Origin of the sequence: Kribbella sp. HUAS MG21 (assembly GCF_040254265.1) — a bacterium.
Lineage (GTDB): Bacteria > Actinomycetota > Actinomycetes > Propionibacteriales > Kribbellaceae > Kribbella.
Genome location: NZ_CP158165.1, coordinates 2,446,276 through 2,462,248, shown reverse-complemented (window position 1 = coordinate 2,462,248; position 15,973 = coordinate 2,446,276). Strand labels below are relative to the sequence as shown.

Here is a 15,973-nt window from a genome sequence, read left to right as displayed (position 1 = left end):
GCCACACGTGGAACCCCGTTGGAAAGACGCCCTGTCATCGCATCATTCCGTATGGTGCTCATCGGCTCTTCATCGGCCCAGCACCGCCTCCATCACCTGCTTGGCGATCGGCGCCGCGAGCCTGCCGCCGGCCACGTCGTCCCGGGCGACGTCGGCCTTCTCGATCAGCACCGCGACGGCGACCTGCGGGTCGTCGGCCGGCGCGAACGCGGTGAACCAGGCGAACGGCGGCCGGTCCTTCGCGGTCTGCGCCGTACCGGTCTTGCCGGCCACCTGCACGCCGCCGATCGCGCCCGGCTTGCCGGTGCCGTTCGCGACCACGTCGACCATCATCGCGGTCAGCTGGCTCGCGACCTCCGGGGTGACGGCCTGGTGCAGCGACTCCGGCTTGGTCTCCGACACCGTCTTCAGGTCCGGGGTCTTCACGTTCTGGACCAGGTACGGCTTCATCACCTCGCCCTTGTTCGCGATCCCGGCCGCCACCATCGCCATCTGCAGCGGGGTGGCCTGGACGTCGAACTGGCCGATCGCGGACTGCGCCGTCTGCGGCTCGTTCGGGTCGCCGGGGAACCGGCTGGTGGCCACGCTCGGCAGCTCGGCCAGCGGCCGCGCGCCGAAGCCGAACTTCGCGGCCTGCTCGCGGAGCGCGTCCGGGCCGAGCGCCATCCCGACGGTGCCGAACGCGGTGTTGCAGGAGTACCGCAGCGCGACGGTCAGCGTCGCGTTGTTGCTGCCGCCGCAGTTCTTGCCGTCCTCGTTGACCAGCGGGACCGTGGTCTGCGGGAGCGGCAGCTCGGCCGGCGAGGCCACCTGGGTCTCCGGCGTGTACTTGCCGCTGGACAGCGCGGCCGCCATCGTGACCAGCTTGAACGTCGACCCCGGCGGGTAGAGCTCCTGCACCGCGCGGTTCGACAGCGGCTTGTCCTTGTCGGCGTTCAGGCTCTTCCAGGCCGCGGCGACGCTCTCGTTGTCGTGCGAGGCCAGCTGGTTCGGGTCGTACGACGGCCGGCTCGCCATCGCCAGGATCCGCCCGGTCTTCGGCTCGATCGCGACCACGGCGCCGGTCTTGCTGCCCAGACCCTTGTACGCCGCCTGCTGGGCCGCGGCGTTCAGCGTCAGGGTCAGGCTGCCGCCCTGCTGCGGCCGGTTGCTGATCACGTCGATGATCCGCCGGAACGCCATCGACGGGTCCGAGCCGTTCAGCTCCGAGTTCATCGTCAGCTCGAGACCGCCGCGGCCGAACAGGTACGAGTAGAACCCGGTCACCGGCGCGTACACCTGGCCGGACGCGTAGGTCCGCTGGTACTTGAACCGGTCGTCGACCTCTTTGCTCTGCGCGACCGGCGTACTGCCGATCAGGATCGGGCCGCGGTTCACCGAGAACTGCGAGTCGCGGACCCGGTTGTTGTCGTTGCGCCCGTTGATCTCGTTCGACCGGAAGGCCTGCAGGTACGTCGAGTTGGCCATCAGCGCGAGCAGCAGGATGATCGCCGCCACGGCCAGTCGTCGGATCGCCGAATTCACTGCTTCTGCACCGCCATCGCGATCGTATCGTCGGACACTGGAGCGGCCGGGGTCTGCGGCCGCCGGGCCTGGTCGCTGATCCGCAGCAGCAGCGCGATGATCGCCCAGTTGGCGACCAGCGACGTACCGCCCAGCGCCATGAACGGGGTGGCCAGACCGGTCAGCGGGATCAGCCCGGTGACGCCGCCGACGATCACGAACACCTGTAGCGCGAACGACATCGCCAGGCCGGTCGCGATCAGCTTGCCGAAGATGTCCCGGCAGCCGAGCGCGGTCCGCAGGCCGCGCTCGATGATCAGCATGTAGACCAGCAGGATCGCGATCAGCCCGGTCAGGCCGAGCTCCTCGGCGAACGACGAGATGATCATGTCGCTCTGCGCGTACAGCGTGGCCTCCGGGTGGCCCTGGCCGAGACCGCGGCCGAGGATCCCGCCCCAGGCCTGGCCCATCAGGCCGAGCTTCACCTGGCCGCCGTCGATCGCCCACGGGTCCAGCCAGTCGGTGACCCGGCGGTGCACGTGCCCGAAGGTCGTGTAGGCGAAGAAGGCGCCGCCGGCGAACAGCAGGCCGCCGATGATCAGCCAGCCCGCGCGCTCGGTGGAGACGTACAGCAGGAACAGGAACAGGCCGAAGAAGAGCAGCGACGAGCCGAGGTCGCTCTCGAACACCAGCACGCCCAGGCTGACCACCCAGGCGATGCCGATCGGCCCGAGGTCACGCGCCCGCGGCAGGTCCAGCCCGAGGAACCGGTGCCCGGCGAGCGTCAGCACATCGCGTTTCACGACCAGGTAGCCGGCGAAGAACACGACCAGGCAGATCTTCGCGAACTCACCGGGCTGGAAGGACATCCCGGCCAGCCGGATCCAGATCCGCGCGCCGTTCAGGTTGACGCCGAGGCCCGGGATCAGCGGCAGCACCAGCAGCACCAGACCGGCCAGGCCGGCCGTGTAGGTGAACGCCTGGAGCCGGCGGTGATCTCTGATCACGAGGATCACGACCAGGAACAGCACGATGCCGACCGCGGTCCAGGTGATCTGCTGCGGTGCCGCGGCCGCCTTCGGGACCCGGCCGCGAGCCTCCGCGACGATCGCCAGCCCGAGGTCGATCCGGTGGATCATCGCGACACCGAGCCCGTTCAGCAGCACGGCGCACGGCAGCAGCACCGGATCGGCGTACGGCGCCCGGTATCGCAGCGCGAGGTGCGCGATCAGGGCGAGCAGGCCGATGCCGGCGGCGTAGTACCCGGTGCTGGCCGGGACCTTGTCCTGGACGGTGATGCCGATGTTCACGTACGCGCCGACCGAGACCGCGATCGCGATCACGAGCAGCAGCAGCTCCACCCCGCGCCGGGTGCGCGGAATGATCTGGATGACCGACGTGGACGCGATGCTCATCGGACCCCGTCGCAGTCGTCAGGGTCCACCGGGGTGCTCGGCGTGGTGCTGGGCGTCGTACTGGGGACCGTCGTCACCGGCACCGTCTTCGGCGGCACGGTGGCGGGCGGTGTCGTGACCGGGGGCTTCGAGGCGGGCGGTGTGGTCGACGGCTTGGGCGTCGGGGTCGGCTTGGCCTTCGCGGCGCACTCTGCGGCCGTCTGCTGCAGCTCGGCGACGATCGAGCGGGCACCGGGCAGGTCGTCCGCCTGGATGTTGGCCTCCACCTGCTCGCGACTGTACGTCGGGAGCTTGTCGACCTGCAGCGACTGCCGCTCGTACACGCTCGACAGCGACAACCCGGGCAGGTCCGCCTCGACGCCCTTGAAGATCGCCACGTAGTCGCCGTCGGTGCCGACGTAGTACTGCTTCTGGGTCCAGCTGTACCCGAACCAGGCGCCGCCGACGATCAGGCCGAGGACGACGACCAGTACGGCGATCCGCCGCAGCCACGGGAACCGCTTCGGCGGGCGCGGCGCGTACCGCAGCTCTTCCGGGTCGACCGCGCCGCCGTGCGCGCCGTGACCGCCGCCGCCGTGGCCCTCGCCGCCGCCGACCCGGATGGCCGTCGTCGGCTCGCCGCGGCCGGTGCTGCCCTGGGCGAGCTCGGCGGCGGCGCCGACCAGCTGCGGCTGGGTCCCGCTGGCGGGCGCGGTCTCGACGACGTCCGCCACGACGCAGGTGACGTTGTCGTTCGAGCCGGCCTCGAGCGCGTGCGTGATCAGGTCGACGACGACCGAGTCCGGCGTACCGGAGGCCATCGCGGCGGCGATCACCTCGTCGCTGACGTAGTCGGGCAGGCCGTCGCTGCACAGCATCAGCCGGTCGCCGGCCCGGACGTCGAGCATCTCCAGGTCCGGGTCGGAGTCCGGGCGGCCGTCGAGGACGCGCAGGATCAGGTTCCGGTGCGGGTGGGTGAAAGCCTCCTCCTGGGAGATCCGGCCCTCGTCGACCAGCGACTGCACGAAGGTGTGGTCGTGGCTCAGCTGGTAGAGCTTGCCGTCGCGCATCCGGTACGCCCGGGAGTCGCCGAGATGCGCCAGCCCGAGCTGCGTGCCGTCGAACATCAGCGCGGTGACGGTCGACCCCATGCCCTCGCGCTCGGGGTCCTCCTCGACCAGCTCGGACAGCCGTTCGTTGGCCCGGTGCACCGCGCCGGCCAGCGCCTCGATCATGTCCTCGCCGCTGATCTCGGCGGTGTCGAGCCGGCGGATCACCTGGACCGCGGCCGCGCTGGCCACCTCACCGGCCGCCGCGCCGCCCATCCCGTCGGCGAGCAGCAGCAGGTGCGGACCGGCGTACGCCGAGTCCTCGTTGTTGCGGCGGACTCGTCCGACGTCGGAGAGAGTGGCGTAGTCGAGCGACAGGGTCATCGGGGCAGGCCTACTTCGCGATGTTCAGCGTGGTCCGGCCGATCCGGATCGAACCGCCGATCTCGGCCGGGACCGGGCGGGTGACCCGGGCGCCGTCCAGGTACGTGCCGTTGGTGGAGCCGAGGTCCTCGACCCACCACTGGCCCTCGGACAGGAACAACCGGGCGTGCCGGGTGGAGGAGTAGTCGTCGTCCAGCCGGATCTGGCAGTCCGAGCCGCGGCCGATGATCACCGGCTCGTCGACCAGCGAGGCCCCGACCCCGGCCTGCGGACCGTCCGCGATGGTCAGCGACCCGGGCAGGCCCTTGCGCTTCTTGGCCGGCTTCGCGGGTTTCGGGGTCCGGCTGTTCTGCGGTACGGCGGCCGCGGCCTGGCTCTGCACCTTGGCGCCGAACAGGTCGGACCTGATCACGGAGAGCACCGCGAGGACGAACATCCACAACAGGGCCAGGAACCCCAGTTTGATCAGGGTCAGGGTCAGTTCCGACATGGACTTTCTGTCACCACCCGCTGCTCGGCGGCTGGACCATCGGCTCGTCCGCCAGACGCAGCGTCATCGTCGTGTTGCCGATCCGGACGGTGGAGCCGTCCGTGAGTTCCGCCTCGGTGGTCCGGCGGCCGTTCACCAGCGTGCCGTTGGTGGAGCCCAGGTCGACCAGCACCACCCGGATCCCGCCGGGGCCCTCCGGCATCAGCCGGATCTCCGCGTGCCGCCGGGAGACGCCCGGGTCGTTGATCTGGATGTCCGCGTCGGTACCGCGGCCGAGCACCACGCCGGGCGGGTTGACCGGGCGCCGGCGGCCGTTCACCTCGAGCATCACCTGCGGGTGACCGCGCCGCGGCTGCTGCTGGGGCGGCTGCTGCTGCGGCTGCTGGTACTGCGGGACGACCGGCGGGTTCGGCGGCACGTAGGGCTCCTGCTCGTAGGGCTGGGGCTCGGGCTGCTGGTACGCGGCCGGCCGCCGCTGGGGCGTCCCGACCGTCTCGCTGACCACCCGGAACTTACCGGTCGGCAGTTCCTCGCGCTGGACCAGCTCGATGTCGATCGGCCCGGAGAACGTGTAGCGCTGGATGTCGGCGTGGTCGCGCAGCTCGTTGGCGAGCTCGTGGTTCAGGGTCCGGCCGTAGGCGTTCAGCCGCTCGAAGTCGTCCGGCCCGAGCTCGATCGTGAAGTGGTTCGGCACCAGCCGCCGGTCCCGGGACAGGATCCGCGCGGTGTTGTCGATCTCACGCTTGAGTGCCGCCGCCAGCTCGATCGGCTCGACGTCACCCTTGAAAGCACGCGCGAAGACACCGCTCACAATGCCTTCCAGGCGTCGCTCGAAGCGCTGCAGCGGTCGCACGCCTCCTCCTCCACGGTCGGTACGTCGAACCCTCGTCCACCGGCGGGCGGACACACCGGATACGACGATCGATCGTATCGGGAGGTTCGACCCAACCCGCAATGTGAAGCTCCGGCGGAACCCGTGCTACTGTTTCTCCTCGTCGCCAGGACATCGCTCCAGGCGGCAGCGCGCGGGTGGCGGAATAGGCAGACGCGCACGGTTCAGGTCCGTGTGCCCGAAAGGGCGTGGGGGTTCAACTCCCCCCTCGCGCACAGAGCAGGTCACAGAGCAAGTCCCGGTCGATCGACCGGGATTTTTGCTTTTCCGGGGTCGTCCGGTCACCGGACGACCTCCGCCCTGGAGGTGACCGCCGGGGTCCGCCGTCAGTGTGACGACCGGCACGTCGGCCCGGTGGGACAGTTCAGGCCATGGAGCAAGCACTGCAGCTCGAGGGGCTGCTGAAGGTCTTCGGTGCGCAGCGGGCGGTCGACGACCTGAGTCTGAGCGTGCCGGCCGGGTCGTTCTTCGGGATGCTCGGGCCGAACGGGGCGGGGAAGACGACGTCGCTGTCGATGGCGGTCGGGCTGTTGCGGCCGGACGCCGGGACCGCGCGGATCTTCGGCGTCGACGTCTGGCGGGAGCCGGAGCGGGCGAAGGCGCTGGTCGGCGTGCTGCCGGACGGGCTGGGGATGCCTGAGCGGCTCACCGGGCGGGAGGTGCTCACCTATCTCGGCCTGCTCCGCGGGCTGCCCGAGGACGAGGTGCGGGCGCGGGCCGCCGAGCTGCTGGAGGTGCTCGAGCTCGACGACGAGGACGACAAGCAGGTGATCGGCTACTCGACCGGGATGCGGAAGAAGCTCGGGCTCGCGGTCGCGTTGCTGCACGCGCCGCGGCTGCTGGTGCTCGACGAGCCGTTCGAGGCGGTCGACCCGGTGTCCGCGGCGACCATCCGGACGATCCTGCACCGGTTCATCGCCGGCGGCGGCTCGGTGGTGATGTCGAGCCATGTGATGGCGCTGGTCGAGCAGCTGTGCGACCGGGTGGCCGTGGTCGCGGACGGGAAGGTCGTTGCCGCGGGCACCGTGGCGGAGGTCCGCGCCGGCGGCAGCCTGGAGGACGCGTTCGTGTCGCTGGTCGGTGCGTCGACCCGGGGTGCGGAGGGCCTGACGTGGCTCTCGCGCTGACCTACCAGACGTCGCACACGCTGGTACGGATGCGGCTGGCTGCGTTCCGGCACGCGCTCGAGGACCAGTTCCGGCGGTCGTGGATCCTCACCGGCGCGTTCGTCGGCCTGGTCCTCGCGGGCGGCACGCTGTGGGTCGCGGCGCGGGGCGATCACGACGTACTGGTCGTCGTACTCGCCGTCTGGATGCTGGGGTGGGTGGTCGGGCCGCTGTTCGCCGGGGGCGGCGACGAGACGCTCAAGCCCGAGTACTTCACGATGACGCCGCTGCCGCCGCGCACGCTCTCGACCGGTCTGCTCGTCGCCGCGCTGGCAGGTGTCGCGCCCGTCGTCAGCCTCATCGCACTACTCAGTCTGGTTGTCGCCAGCGGAGGTAGCGCGGCGGCCGTCGTCGCCGTACCCGCGCTGCTGTTGCAGTTGCTCTGCTTCGTCTTGGCGTCGCGGCTCGCTGTCGCGGTGTACGGCGTACTGCTGCAGCTGCGGTCCGGCGCCGTGATCGCAGCGCTCGTCAACGCGTTCATCCTGGCTTTCACCGCGCAGGGGTGGGCGCTGATCGCCGCGTTCGTGTCGACCGACGTGCAGGGCACGGTCGCGACGGCCGCGCGGATCGCCCCGTCGGGCTGGGGCCTGGTCGCCGTGGAGGCGGCCGGCCGTGGCGACTGGCTGAAGGTGCTGGCGGCCCTGGCCGGACTCGTGGTGCTCGCCCTGCTCATGCTCCTGGCGTGGTCAGCCCTACTGGTACGCCGGGCGACGGCTGCCCGCTCCGGCCGGAAGCCGAGGCGCTTGCTGACGGCAAGGTCTCCCGAGGGGGCAGCGGCAGCGAAGGAGCTCCGGTCCTGGACACGCGACCTGCTCTACGGCCACCGAGTCGTGTTCGCCATCGCCTACGGGCTGTTCTTCTGCATGATGCCGCTGGCGATCGGGCTGAAGTCGATGCTGCCCTGGGCCGGTCCGGCCGCTCTCGTGATGGCGGGCTCGATGGCCGGCAACCTGTACGGCTCGGACGGTACGGCGTACTGGACCACCTTGATGACACCAGGCGCCAACCTGCCCGACGTGCGGGCGCGGCAGCGGGCGTTCCTGCTGGTGTTCGGTCCGTCGACGTTGCTGATCACTGTGCTGCTGACGTGGTGGTCCGGTGTGACGAGCGCGTGGCCGTTGGTGCTGAGCGTGCTGCCCGCGTTGCTGGGTGGTGCGGCGGGTCTGGTCGTGGCCGCGTCGGTGTATGCCGCCGTACCGACGACCGACGCGCACAGGCGGTCCGGCAACCCGCTCAACTCGGGTGAGAACGAGGGCGAGACGATGGGCGTCGTCTACGTGATGCTGGTGCTGGTCGCGACGACCTGCGGCCCGGCGCTGGTGATCGCGCTGTCCCTCGGTTGGTGGGGCGTGCCGGTCGGCATCCTGTCCGGTGTCTTGGCCTGGTGGTACTTCGGACGCGTCGCGGCCCGGCGCCTCGACACGCACGGGCCCGAGCTCCTCACGCTGCTCAGGCACGGGCGGTCGCCCGTGGAGCAGGCCAAGAAGTCCACGGGGCTCGAGGCGCTGCCCAGGTGGCGGCGCGCGCTGGCCCACGTCTGCCTGGGGTTCGGGGCGATCCCGCTGTTCCCGCAGTCCGTCGTACCGGCGGTGTTCAAGCTGACCGGCAATCACGACACCAAGTCATGGTTCCTGGCCCTCCACCAGGACGGTCCGTGGCAGTGGGTCGTGATCGTGCTGATGGGCGCGCTGGGGCTGTCGATGTACGCCTACGGCGGGCTTACTTACTACCGCGCGAAGAAGCGCGCTCCGGGTGGGTCGGCCGCGGTAGCCGCAGCGTAGGGGTGCCGCGGTGGCGGGCGGTGGAGGCCACGGCGCGGTGGTTGCGGAGCATCCAGAGGGCTACCGCGGCCGCGGCGATCAGGCCGGCGATCCCGGCGTAGTCGGTCACACTCATCATGGTTCTCTTTTCCAGGGCGGTGGGCGCTCAGCTGTTCGCAAACCCACCCCACCAGCCCGATCTGGGGCGGCGGGTTCCGCTGGCGTCTGACCGCTTAGGGACGAGGACCTGAGAGGCTCGTGATGACACAAACGTGTCGTGGCTGATCGGTGTCAGCTGGAAAATGCTCGCTTCCACGTTGGAATGCCTGCTTAGGTGGAGGGCGGAGGTGGGTGGGATGCACGACGGCGTGTTGCTGGACGAGCGGGAGGAGCAGGCCTACCGGCTGCTCGTCGGGTTGTCGGCGGCGCGGGCCGCCGACCTGGCCGAGGTCGCCAAGTTCACGCAGCCCGAGGCCGACGAGGTGCTGCAGCGGCTCCAGGCGAAGGGGCTGGTGTCGGCGCAGCCGGCCGACGAGCCGGTGTTCCGGCCGTTGCCGCCGGACGTGGCCTTCGGGACGACGCTGCTGCGCCGCCAGGAGTCGCTCGAGGCCGCGCGGAAGACGGTGGCCGCGCTCAGCGAGGAGTTCCGGGCCAGCGCGAGCCGCCGCGACGCGCACCACCTGGTCGAGGTGATCATCGGCGCCACCACGCTCCGCGAGCGGCTCCGCGACCTGCAGAACGCCGCCCGCGAGGAGATCCTCTGGTTCTGCCGCGCGAACCCGCTGGCGATGCAGGGCGCCGAGAACACCGAGGAGTACGGCGCCCTCTCGCGCGGCGTCCGGTACCGCGCGATCTACGAGCGCGCGCTGATCGAGACACCCGGTGAGCTGGACTCGATCGCCGAGGGCGTCAGCTGGGGCGAGGAGGCCCGGGTGGTGCCGACGCTGCCGGTCCGGATCGCGATCGTGGACCGGCAGACGGCGATCTGCCCGCTGGTCCGCGACGACGAGGCGAGCATCGGTGAGCCGTCGGCCGCGATCATCAGCCGCGGGCAGCTCCTGGACGCGTTGCTGGCGCTCTTCGAGAGCTACTGGGAGGTGGCCACGCCCGTACGGCTGCAACCCGACGAGGAGGTCGGGATCGAGAGCCTGGACGACTCCGAACGGCTCCTGCTCTCGCTGCTCGTCGCCGGCGTACCGGACAAGTCGATCGCGAACCAGTTGGGCATCAGCCGCCGGACAGTGCAACGCCGCCTGGATCGCCTGATGGCCCTGGCGGGTGTGGACACCCGGACCGGTCTGGCGTTCCAAGCGGCGAAGCGCGACTGGCTCTAACTGATCAGCGGACCCCGTAGGCGCGGATCACCGTCTGGGTGATCTTGGAGCCGTTCGTTCCGGTGGCCTGCACCTTGAGGGACACGGTGCCGCGGGCGTTCGGGACCACGGCCAGGTAGTGGCCGGCGGCACCTACCACCGCGAGCCGCTGCCACGTGGCGCCCTCGTCGTACGACGCCCAGGCCTGCAGCGACCGGGCCCGCGGCGACTCGAGGCCGATCACGTGCGTCCGGGCGTTCACCCGGCCGGTCAGGTCGACAGGCACCTTGTAGTCGACCTGCTGCAGCGCGAGCGGCACGGCCTTGTCCTCCGGCTGCTTGCCGGACCGGAACTCCCAGGAGGTCTCCGTCCGGGTGCCCCAGTTCCACTCACCCTCGTCGTCGATGCGGGCGGTGGACAGGTCGAGCTTGTACACCGCATCCGCGCTGGAGGTGATCACGTCCGCCCACGCGTTCGGCAGTTCCGCCACGACCTGGCCGTTGCGGGAGAGCGTCGCCGACGCGGAGGTGGTCTCGCCGCGGGTGTAGTGCCCGTTCTCGTCCACGAAGTTCGGGATGCGGAGCGAGAGCCGGTCACCGGTCCGGGTGGACGCGATACCGGGCGCCGCGGCCGGACGGACCACGGGACCGAACCAGGTCTCGACCGACGGACCGGACCGGTAGCTGCGCGGCACCGACGTCATACCGCCGCCGAGCGGGTTCATGGTGTCCCACGTGTACAGGTGGTGCACCCGGTGCTGCCAGAGCGAGTCACCGGACGTCACCCACTCCTCGCGGACCTTCGGCGTCTCGACGAAGCGCTGCGAGTCGTTCCACGAGTACTCCTGCCACGGACGCCACCCGAACCGCTGCTCCTTGGCCCAGGTGAAGCCGCCGTTGTCGGCGTACCGCGTGTTGATCCGGGCGCTGTTCGCGGCGGTCACCTTGTAGGTGATCTTGGCCGGGATGAACCCGGTCGAGACCTGCTGTACGTCGTACAGGTACGGGCTGGAGGTGGTGAGCGTCAGGTCGATGGTCGCACCGCCGAGGCGGGCCCGGTCGATCAGCTTCCGGCCGTCCTTGAACGTGGTGACCATCGCCGGGATCGGCTCCCGGTCGCCGGTCGGGCGCCACACCGTCCACGCGGACCAGTCGGCCGGCCGGACCAGGATGACCGCCGCGGCGCCGGCCTGCGCGGCCGCCTCGATCTGCTCCTGCTCACTGCCGTTGCCCCAGCCGTCCTCACTGGAGTCGAGGACCGCGACCGCGCCCTTCACGCCCCGCAGCGACGGGTCGGCCGCCACCAGCGGGAACCGCTTCTTGCCCTCGTACGACGGCGAGCGGTGCAGCAGGTTGATGTCGAGCGGCCCCGGCACTCCGGAGACCGTCGCCTGAACCATCGGCGCGACCAGCTGCCAGCGGGACGAGAACTCGAAGCTGCCTTCCTTGACCGGCTTGGTCCCGGTCACGTTGACCTGCTGCACCGTGCTGAAGTGCATCACGCCGTGGCTGATGGACCGGCCGTTGCCGTACACCCGGTGCACGTAGTAGCTGAGCACCGCCTGCTGCTCGGACGGCTTCGGCGTCTCGATCGTGATCGGGGCCGTCTTCCGGGCGTCGATGACGATCTCGGTGTCCTTGTCGACCACGATGTTCGGGTCGGTGACCAGGCTCGCCTGCTCGTTCTGCGGGTCGTTGGCCTCGACCAGCGAGTGCAGCAGGTATGTGCCTTCCTCGACCTCGGCGGTGTACGTCGCCCCGTCGCGGAGCCACGCCAGGACGTCGGAGCGCGAGTTGTCGCCGAACAACGAGAACACCGGGACACCCGTCGGCTCGCCCTGCAGGTCGACCGCGCGGACGGTGACCTTGTGCTTAGGGCCGGAGCGGAGTGCGCCGACGGCGGTGTGGGTGACGACACCGTCGGTGCCGGTGGCAACGATCCAGCCGCTGTACTGACCGCGGCCGAGCTTCGCGCCGTCCAGCGAAAGCTGGACGTCGGCGGTGCCATTGGCCGGGACCGTCACAGTCGCGGGGAGGCCGAAGCCGCCGGCCGCCGGCTGGTTGGTGTCGAGGTTCGTCACCTGCAGGGCCAGCGTGAGCGTGACCGGCGCGCCGGAGTCGTTCCGGTAGGTGACGGTCCGGCTGCTGGTGTCGGCCGTGGTCTGCAGGCCGAAGTCCGCGACACCCGTCGCGGTCACCTTCTGCGAGACGGCGCGCGTGACGTCCACGCGGCCGGCGCCCTGGTGGTAGACGGTCTGGCCCGGCTGCGTCTTCGCCGTACTGACCAGCGCGTTCTTGAGCTGGTCGGCCTTCCAGTCCGGGTGCTGCTGGGCGAGCAGTACGGCGGCACCGGCGACGTGCGGCGCTGCCATCGACGTACCCGACGCCGCGGTGTAGAGCTCGTCGACCGGGGCGCCCATCGCGGTGCCGGTCGCGCGCGCGGCGATGATGTCGACACCGGGCGCGGTGATCTCCGGCTTGAGACCGTAGTCGCCGAGCCGCGGGCCGCGGCTGGAGAAGTCGGCGAGCTTGTCCTCGCGGTCCACGGCGCCGACGGTCAGCGCGGAGGCCGCGGCACCCGGCGTACCGACCGTCTCGTCCGCGCCCTCGTTGCCGGCGGAGACGACGAACAGGGTGCCGGTCTGCGCGGTCAGGTCGTTGACCGCCTGGCTGAGCGGGTCGGTGCCGTCGGTGGCGCCGCCGCCGAGGCTCATGTTGACGACCTTGGCGCCCTTGCTCGTGGCCCACTCCATCCCGGCGATGATCCACGAGTCGTAGCCGTACCCGTCGTCGCCGAGCACCTTGCCGACCAGCAGGTCGGCCTTCGGCGCGACGCCCTTGCGGGTGCCGCCGGCGCCCGCGCCGGTGCCGGCGATGGTCGCGGCGACGTGCGTGCCGTGGCCGAAGTGGTCCGCGGTACCGGTCGGGCTGCCGGAGAAGTCCTGGCTCTCCCTGACCTTGCCGTCCAGGTCCGGGTGCGTCGCGTCGACGCCGGTGTCCAACACGGCGACCTGCACGCCCGAGCCCTCGTACCCGGCCTTCCAGGCGTCCGGGGCGCCGATCTGCGGCACGCTCTTGTCGAGCACCGGCTTGACCTTGCCGTCCAGCCAGATCCTGGTGACGCCGCTGTTCAGGGTGCGGGCGCCGGCGGCCGGCTTCAGCGCGTTCCACAGCGCCGGGAGCTGGTCCTTCGCCGCGGCGACAGCCCGGCCGCCGATCGACGGGAGCTGGCGGGTGGTCGTCGTACCGGCGAGGCTCTGCGCGGACCGGGCACCCGGGGTGTCCTTGACGATCAGCGGGAGGCTGGCGACGTCGTCGTACCCGTCGGCGATCAGCTCGTCGACGTCGAACAGGTCGGCGTCCAGGACACCGGCCGAGACGAACGGTACGGCGTCGCTCGGCAGCACCCGGAGGCCGCCGTCGACCTCGACGGTGTGGAACGAGACGCGCTCGCGGCCGGGGGCGGGCTTGACCGTGGCGGCCTTCTTGCCGCCGCCGGCGTCGGCCACCTCGACCACGTCACCGGTGATCAGTGTGATCGCCGAGATGTGGGCGGCGCCGTTCGGCGACGGTGGCGGTGCCGCGGCGGACGGGATCACCGTCGCCGCGCCGAGGGCAAGTACCGCCGCGGTGGTGAGCGCGGCGGCACGTCGGGGGGAAGACATAGGCGGATTCTCCTTCGAGAGGCTTGGGGCAGGCGCACCTCTTCTTCCGACAGAGTTTGCAATCACGTCACGGGAATCCGCCCTGTCCACGACCGCCGTGGATGCGACATGGCGCAACCACGCCACGAACCGGCACCATTCACGCCATGGGTGCACAACAACTGGCGCGCAGGTGGGGCTGGATCGGCACGTTCCTGGTCGGCGGCGCGCTGTACCTCGCGGTGCTGGCGGTGCTCACCGACACCGGGAACCCGAACCTGTTCCCGACGATGATCCTGCTCGGCGCGCTCGTCGTACCGCTGACGTTCGTGACGTTCGCGGCCGGGCGGTCCGGGCGGTGGCTGATCGACGGGCCGACGCTCGGCGGCTGCCTGCTGTTCGGCGGCGTGGTCGGCGTGGTGGTCGCGGGACTGCTCGAGTACGACGCGATGCGCCGGCTCGGGACGCTGCCGATGGTCGGGGTGGGGCTGATCGAGGAGGCGGCGAAGCTCGTCGTACCGGCGGTCCTGGTGGTGTTCTTCGGACGCCGGTACCGGACGTCGGTCGGCCGCGGGATCGTGATCGGCGTCGCGGTCGGCACCGGGTTCGCGGTCCTGGAGACGATGGGGTACGCGTTCGTCGCGCTGCTGCAGTCCGGCGGGAACGTCGGCGCGGCCGAGCAGACACTGTTCATCCGCGGCCTGCTCTCCCCGGCCGGCCACGCGGCCTGGACGGGTCTGACCTGCTGGGGCCTGTGGCGGTTCGTGATCGAGCCGACCGGCAAGCACTTCGCCGGCTTCCTCGGCATGTACGTCCTCGCCGTCGGCCTGCACACCGCCTGGGACGGCATCGGCGGCCGGATCACGTACGCCGTCGTCGGCGCGATCTCCATCGGCCTGCTGCTGCTCGGCCTGAAACTCGCCCAGCGGGCCGAGGCACCGGTAGACAGAGCGCATGCCCACCCTGCCTGATTTCCGTCTCGAGACGTACTTCGCCCGCTGGGAGTTCAGCGCGCGCTACCACCTGACCGCGTCCGACGCGCAGACCCTCCCGATGTCCGAGCTGCTCGCGCTGGCCGACGACGACGGCCGCGAACGCTGGGAGTCGCTGACGCTCGGCTACACCGAAACCCGCGGTCTGCCAGCGCTGCGCGAGGCGATCGCAGCCACCTACTCGGTCGCCCAGCCGGACGACATCCTGTGTTTCGCGGGCGCCGAGGAAGCCATCTACCTGGCGATGCGCACCTTGCTCGAGCCCACGGACCACGCCGTCGTCCTCACCCCCAACTACCAGTCGGCGGAGACGATCCCGCTGTCCGTCTGCGACGTGACCGGCGTGCCACTGCGGGCGGACGACGGCTGGGCGCTCGACGTCGACGCGATCGCGGCCGCCCTCCGACCCAACACCCGGCTCGTGTCCGTCAACTTCCCCAACAACCCGACCGGCGCGCTGCCCGCACCGGAGGACTGGGCCCGGCTCGTGCGGTTGTGCGACGAGCGCGGGATCATCCTGTTCTCCGACGAGGTGTACCGCGGCCTGGAGGCAAACCCATTGCCTCAGGCAACAGACCTGTCGGCGACGGCGATCTCGCTCAACGTGATGTCCAAGGCGTACGGCCTGCCCGGCCTGCGCGTCGGCTGGATCGCGTGCCGCGACCGCACCGTCCTGGACCGGCTCGAACGGGCCAAGCACTACACGACGATCTGCAACGCGGGACCGAGCGAGATCCTCGCCCTGATCGCGGTGCGGGCGCGCGACCGCATCCTCGAGCGCAACCGCGGCATCGTCGCGCGGAACCTGCCGTTGTTCGCCGAGTTCTTCGGCCGGTACCCGGAGCTGTTCGAATTCACCGCTCCCGACGGCGGGTGCGTCTGCTATCCGCGGTACCTCGGCGCCGACGGTGTCGAGTCGATGTGTACGGCGTTGGTCGAGCAGGCCGGCGTACTGCTGCTGCCCGCCAGCATGTACGCGTCCGAGCTGACCGCGACGCCGACGGACCGGTTCCGGGTCGGGGTCGGGCGGAGCGGACCGGAGGAGGCGCTCGCGGCCTGGGCCGCCTGGCTGGACAAGCGCTGACCGCGGGTCGGAGTGTGAGACGGCTGCCGGGAAGCCATGGACAACGCGTGCCGAAGTGAGTACGGTCCGTAAACGGCGCCCGCTCCGCGCCGACCTCGACGGTGAGGTGCTGCCCGCCAGTAGCGCCTCGCTGGTGTGTGGGCAGAGCAGGTCGCGGCGGTCGGTCACGGCTTGATGGGGGCCCATTCACCCAGGTGGGGTGGTGAGCGGCACTCACCCGTTCACCGCCCCACCGGTTCAACTCTTCACCTGGTGTTCGTTAGGTGGCCCGGGAAGCTGGGCAGACTGACCAGCGTCCGGTCC

The 15,973-nt window shown here is 70.8% G+C and carries 11 protein-coding genes and 1 tRNA gene; 6 read left to right on the top strand and 6 right to left on the bottom strand.

Going from position 1 to position 15,973, the window contains the following annotated elements:
- Positions 1 to 69 precede the first annotated feature (69 nt).
- The 5 genes from ABN611_RS11880 to ABN611_RS11860 are packed head-to-tail and all read right to left on the bottom strand — an operon-like array spanning position 70 to position 5,673.
- Positions 70 to 1,524, bottom strand: a complete 1,455-nt coding sequence (locus ABN611_RS11880; RefSeq protein WP_350279890.1) for a penicillin-binding transpeptidase domain-containing protein — start codon at positions 1,522 to 1,524, stop codon at positions 70 to 72.
- Entirely contained in the window at positions 1,521 to 2,918 is a 1,398-nt protein-coding gene (locus tag ABN611_RS11875; protein ID WP_350279889.1) for an FtsW/RodA/SpoVE family cell cycle protein, read from the bottom strand. Before ABN611_RS11875 ends, ABN611_RS11880 begins: the two co-directional genes overlap by 4 nt.
- Positions 2,915 to 4,330, bottom strand: a complete 1,416-nt coding sequence (locus ABN611_RS11870) for a protein phosphatase 2C domain-containing protein (RefSeq protein ID WP_350279888.1) — start codon at positions 4,328 to 4,330, stop codon at positions 2,915 to 2,917. The genes ABN611_RS11875 and ABN611_RS11870 overlap by 4 nt, the downstream gene beginning before the upstream one ends.
- 10 nt (positions 4,331 to 4,340) lie before the next feature.
- Positions 4,341 to 4,820 (bottom strand): FHA domain-containing protein, encoded by a 480-nt coding sequence (locus tag ABN611_RS11865; RefSeq protein WP_350279887.1) that lies wholly within the window; start codon positions 4,818 to 4,820, stop codon positions 4,341 to 4,343.
- A 10-nt stretch (positions 4,821 to 4,830) separates the two neighbouring features.
- A complete protein-coding gene (locus ABN611_RS11860; protein WP_350279886.1) occupies positions 4,831 to 5,673 on the bottom strand; it encodes a DUF3662 and FHA domain-containing protein in 843 nt (280 codons plus the stop codon).
- A 170-nt stretch (positions 5,674 to 5,843) separates the two neighbouring features.
- On the opposite strand from ABN611_RS11860, the gene ABN611_RS11855 reads away from it, so the two are divergent.
- The 4 genes from ABN611_RS11855 to ABN611_RS11840 all read left to right on the top strand — a co-directional run bounded on the left by ABN611_RS11855 (position 5,844) and on the right by ABN611_RS11840 (position 9,972).
- Positions 5,844 to 5,927, top strand: a tRNA-Leu gene (locus ABN611_RS11855).
- Positions 5,928 to 6,083: 156 nt separating this feature from the next.
- Positions 6,084 to 6,839: an ABC transporter ATP-binding protein gene (locus ABN611_RS11850; protein ID WP_350279885.1), complete on the top strand. Its 756-nt coding sequence runs from the start codon at positions 6,084 to 6,086 to the stop codon at positions 6,837 to 6,839.
- A complete protein-coding gene (locus tag ABN611_RS11845) occupies positions 6,824 to 8,659 on the top strand; it encodes a hypothetical protein (protein ID WP_350279884.1) in 1,836 nt (611 codons plus the stop codon). The genes ABN611_RS11850 and ABN611_RS11845 overlap by 16 nt, the downstream gene beginning before the upstream one ends.
- A 335-nt stretch (positions 8,660 to 8,994) precedes the next feature.
- On the top strand, positions 8,995 to 9,972 hold the full coding sequence (locus ABN611_RS11840; protein WP_350279883.1) for a helix-turn-helix domain-containing protein: 978 nt from the start codon (positions 8,995 to 8,997) through the stop codon (positions 9,970 to 9,972).
- Positions 9,973 to 9,976: 4 nt separating this feature from the next.
- Here the strand turns inward: ABN611_RS11840 and ABN611_RS11835 are convergent, their stop codons facing one another.
- Positions 9,977 to 13,615 carry a S8 family serine peptidase gene (locus ABN611_RS11835; protein ID WP_350279882.1) on the bottom strand — a complete coding sequence of 1,213 codons (3,639 nt, stop codon included), beginning with the start codon at positions 13,613 to 13,615 and terminating at the stop codon, positions 9,977 to 9,979.
- Positions 13,616 to 13,761: 146 nt separating this feature from the next.
- Between ABN611_RS11835 and ABN611_RS11830 the strand changes: the two genes are divergently transcribed.
- Positions 13,762 to 14,565, top strand: coding sequence for a PrsW family intramembrane metalloprotease (locus tag ABN611_RS11830; protein ID WP_350279881.1), 804 nt, complete (start codon positions 13,762 to 13,764; stop codon positions 14,563 to 14,565).
- The gene (locus tag ABN611_RS11825; RefSeq protein ID WP_350279880.1) at positions 14,549 to 15,670 is read left to right on the top strand and encodes an aminotransferase class I/II-fold pyridoxal phosphate-dependent enzyme; all 1,122 of its coding nucleotides are present in this window, start codon (positions 14,549 to 14,551) and stop codon (positions 15,668 to 15,670) included. Before ABN611_RS11830 ends, ABN611_RS11825 begins: the two co-directional genes overlap by 17 nt.
- The last annotated feature ends 303 nt before the right edge of the window (positions 15,671 to 15,973 follow it).

Coding starts and splice junctions, on each gene's coding strand:
- ABN611_RS11875 (WP_350279889.1), bottom strand. CDS start 2,918: ATGAGCATCGCGTCCACGTCGGTCATCCAGATCATTCCGCGCACCCGG.
- ABN611_RS11830 (WP_350279881.1), top strand. CDS start 13,762: ATGGGTGCACAACAACTGGCGCGCAGGTGGGGCTGGATCGGCACGTTC.
- ABN611_RS11835 (WP_350279882.1), bottom strand. CDS start 13,615: ATGTCTTCCCCCCGACGTGCCGCCGCGCTCACCACCGCGGCGGTACTT.
- ABN611_RS11825 (WP_350279880.1), top strand. CDS start 14,549: ATGCCCACCCTGCCTGATTTCCGTCTCGAGACGTACTTCGCCCGCTGG.
- ABN611_RS11840 (WP_350279883.1), top strand. CDS start 8,995: ATGCACGACGGCGTGTTGCTGGACGAGCGGGAGGAGCAGGCCTACCGG.
- ABN611_RS11870 (WP_350279888.1), bottom strand. CDS start 4,330: ATGACCCTGTCGCTCGACTACGCCACTCTCTCCGACGTCGGACGAGTC.
- ABN611_RS11865 (WP_350279887.1), bottom strand. CDS start 4,820: ATGTCGGAACTGACCCTGACCCTGATCAAACTGGGGTTCCTGGCCCTG.
- ABN611_RS11850 (WP_350279885.1), top strand. CDS start 6,084: ATGGAGCAAGCACTGCAGCTCGAGGGGCTGCTGAAGGTCTTCGGTGCG.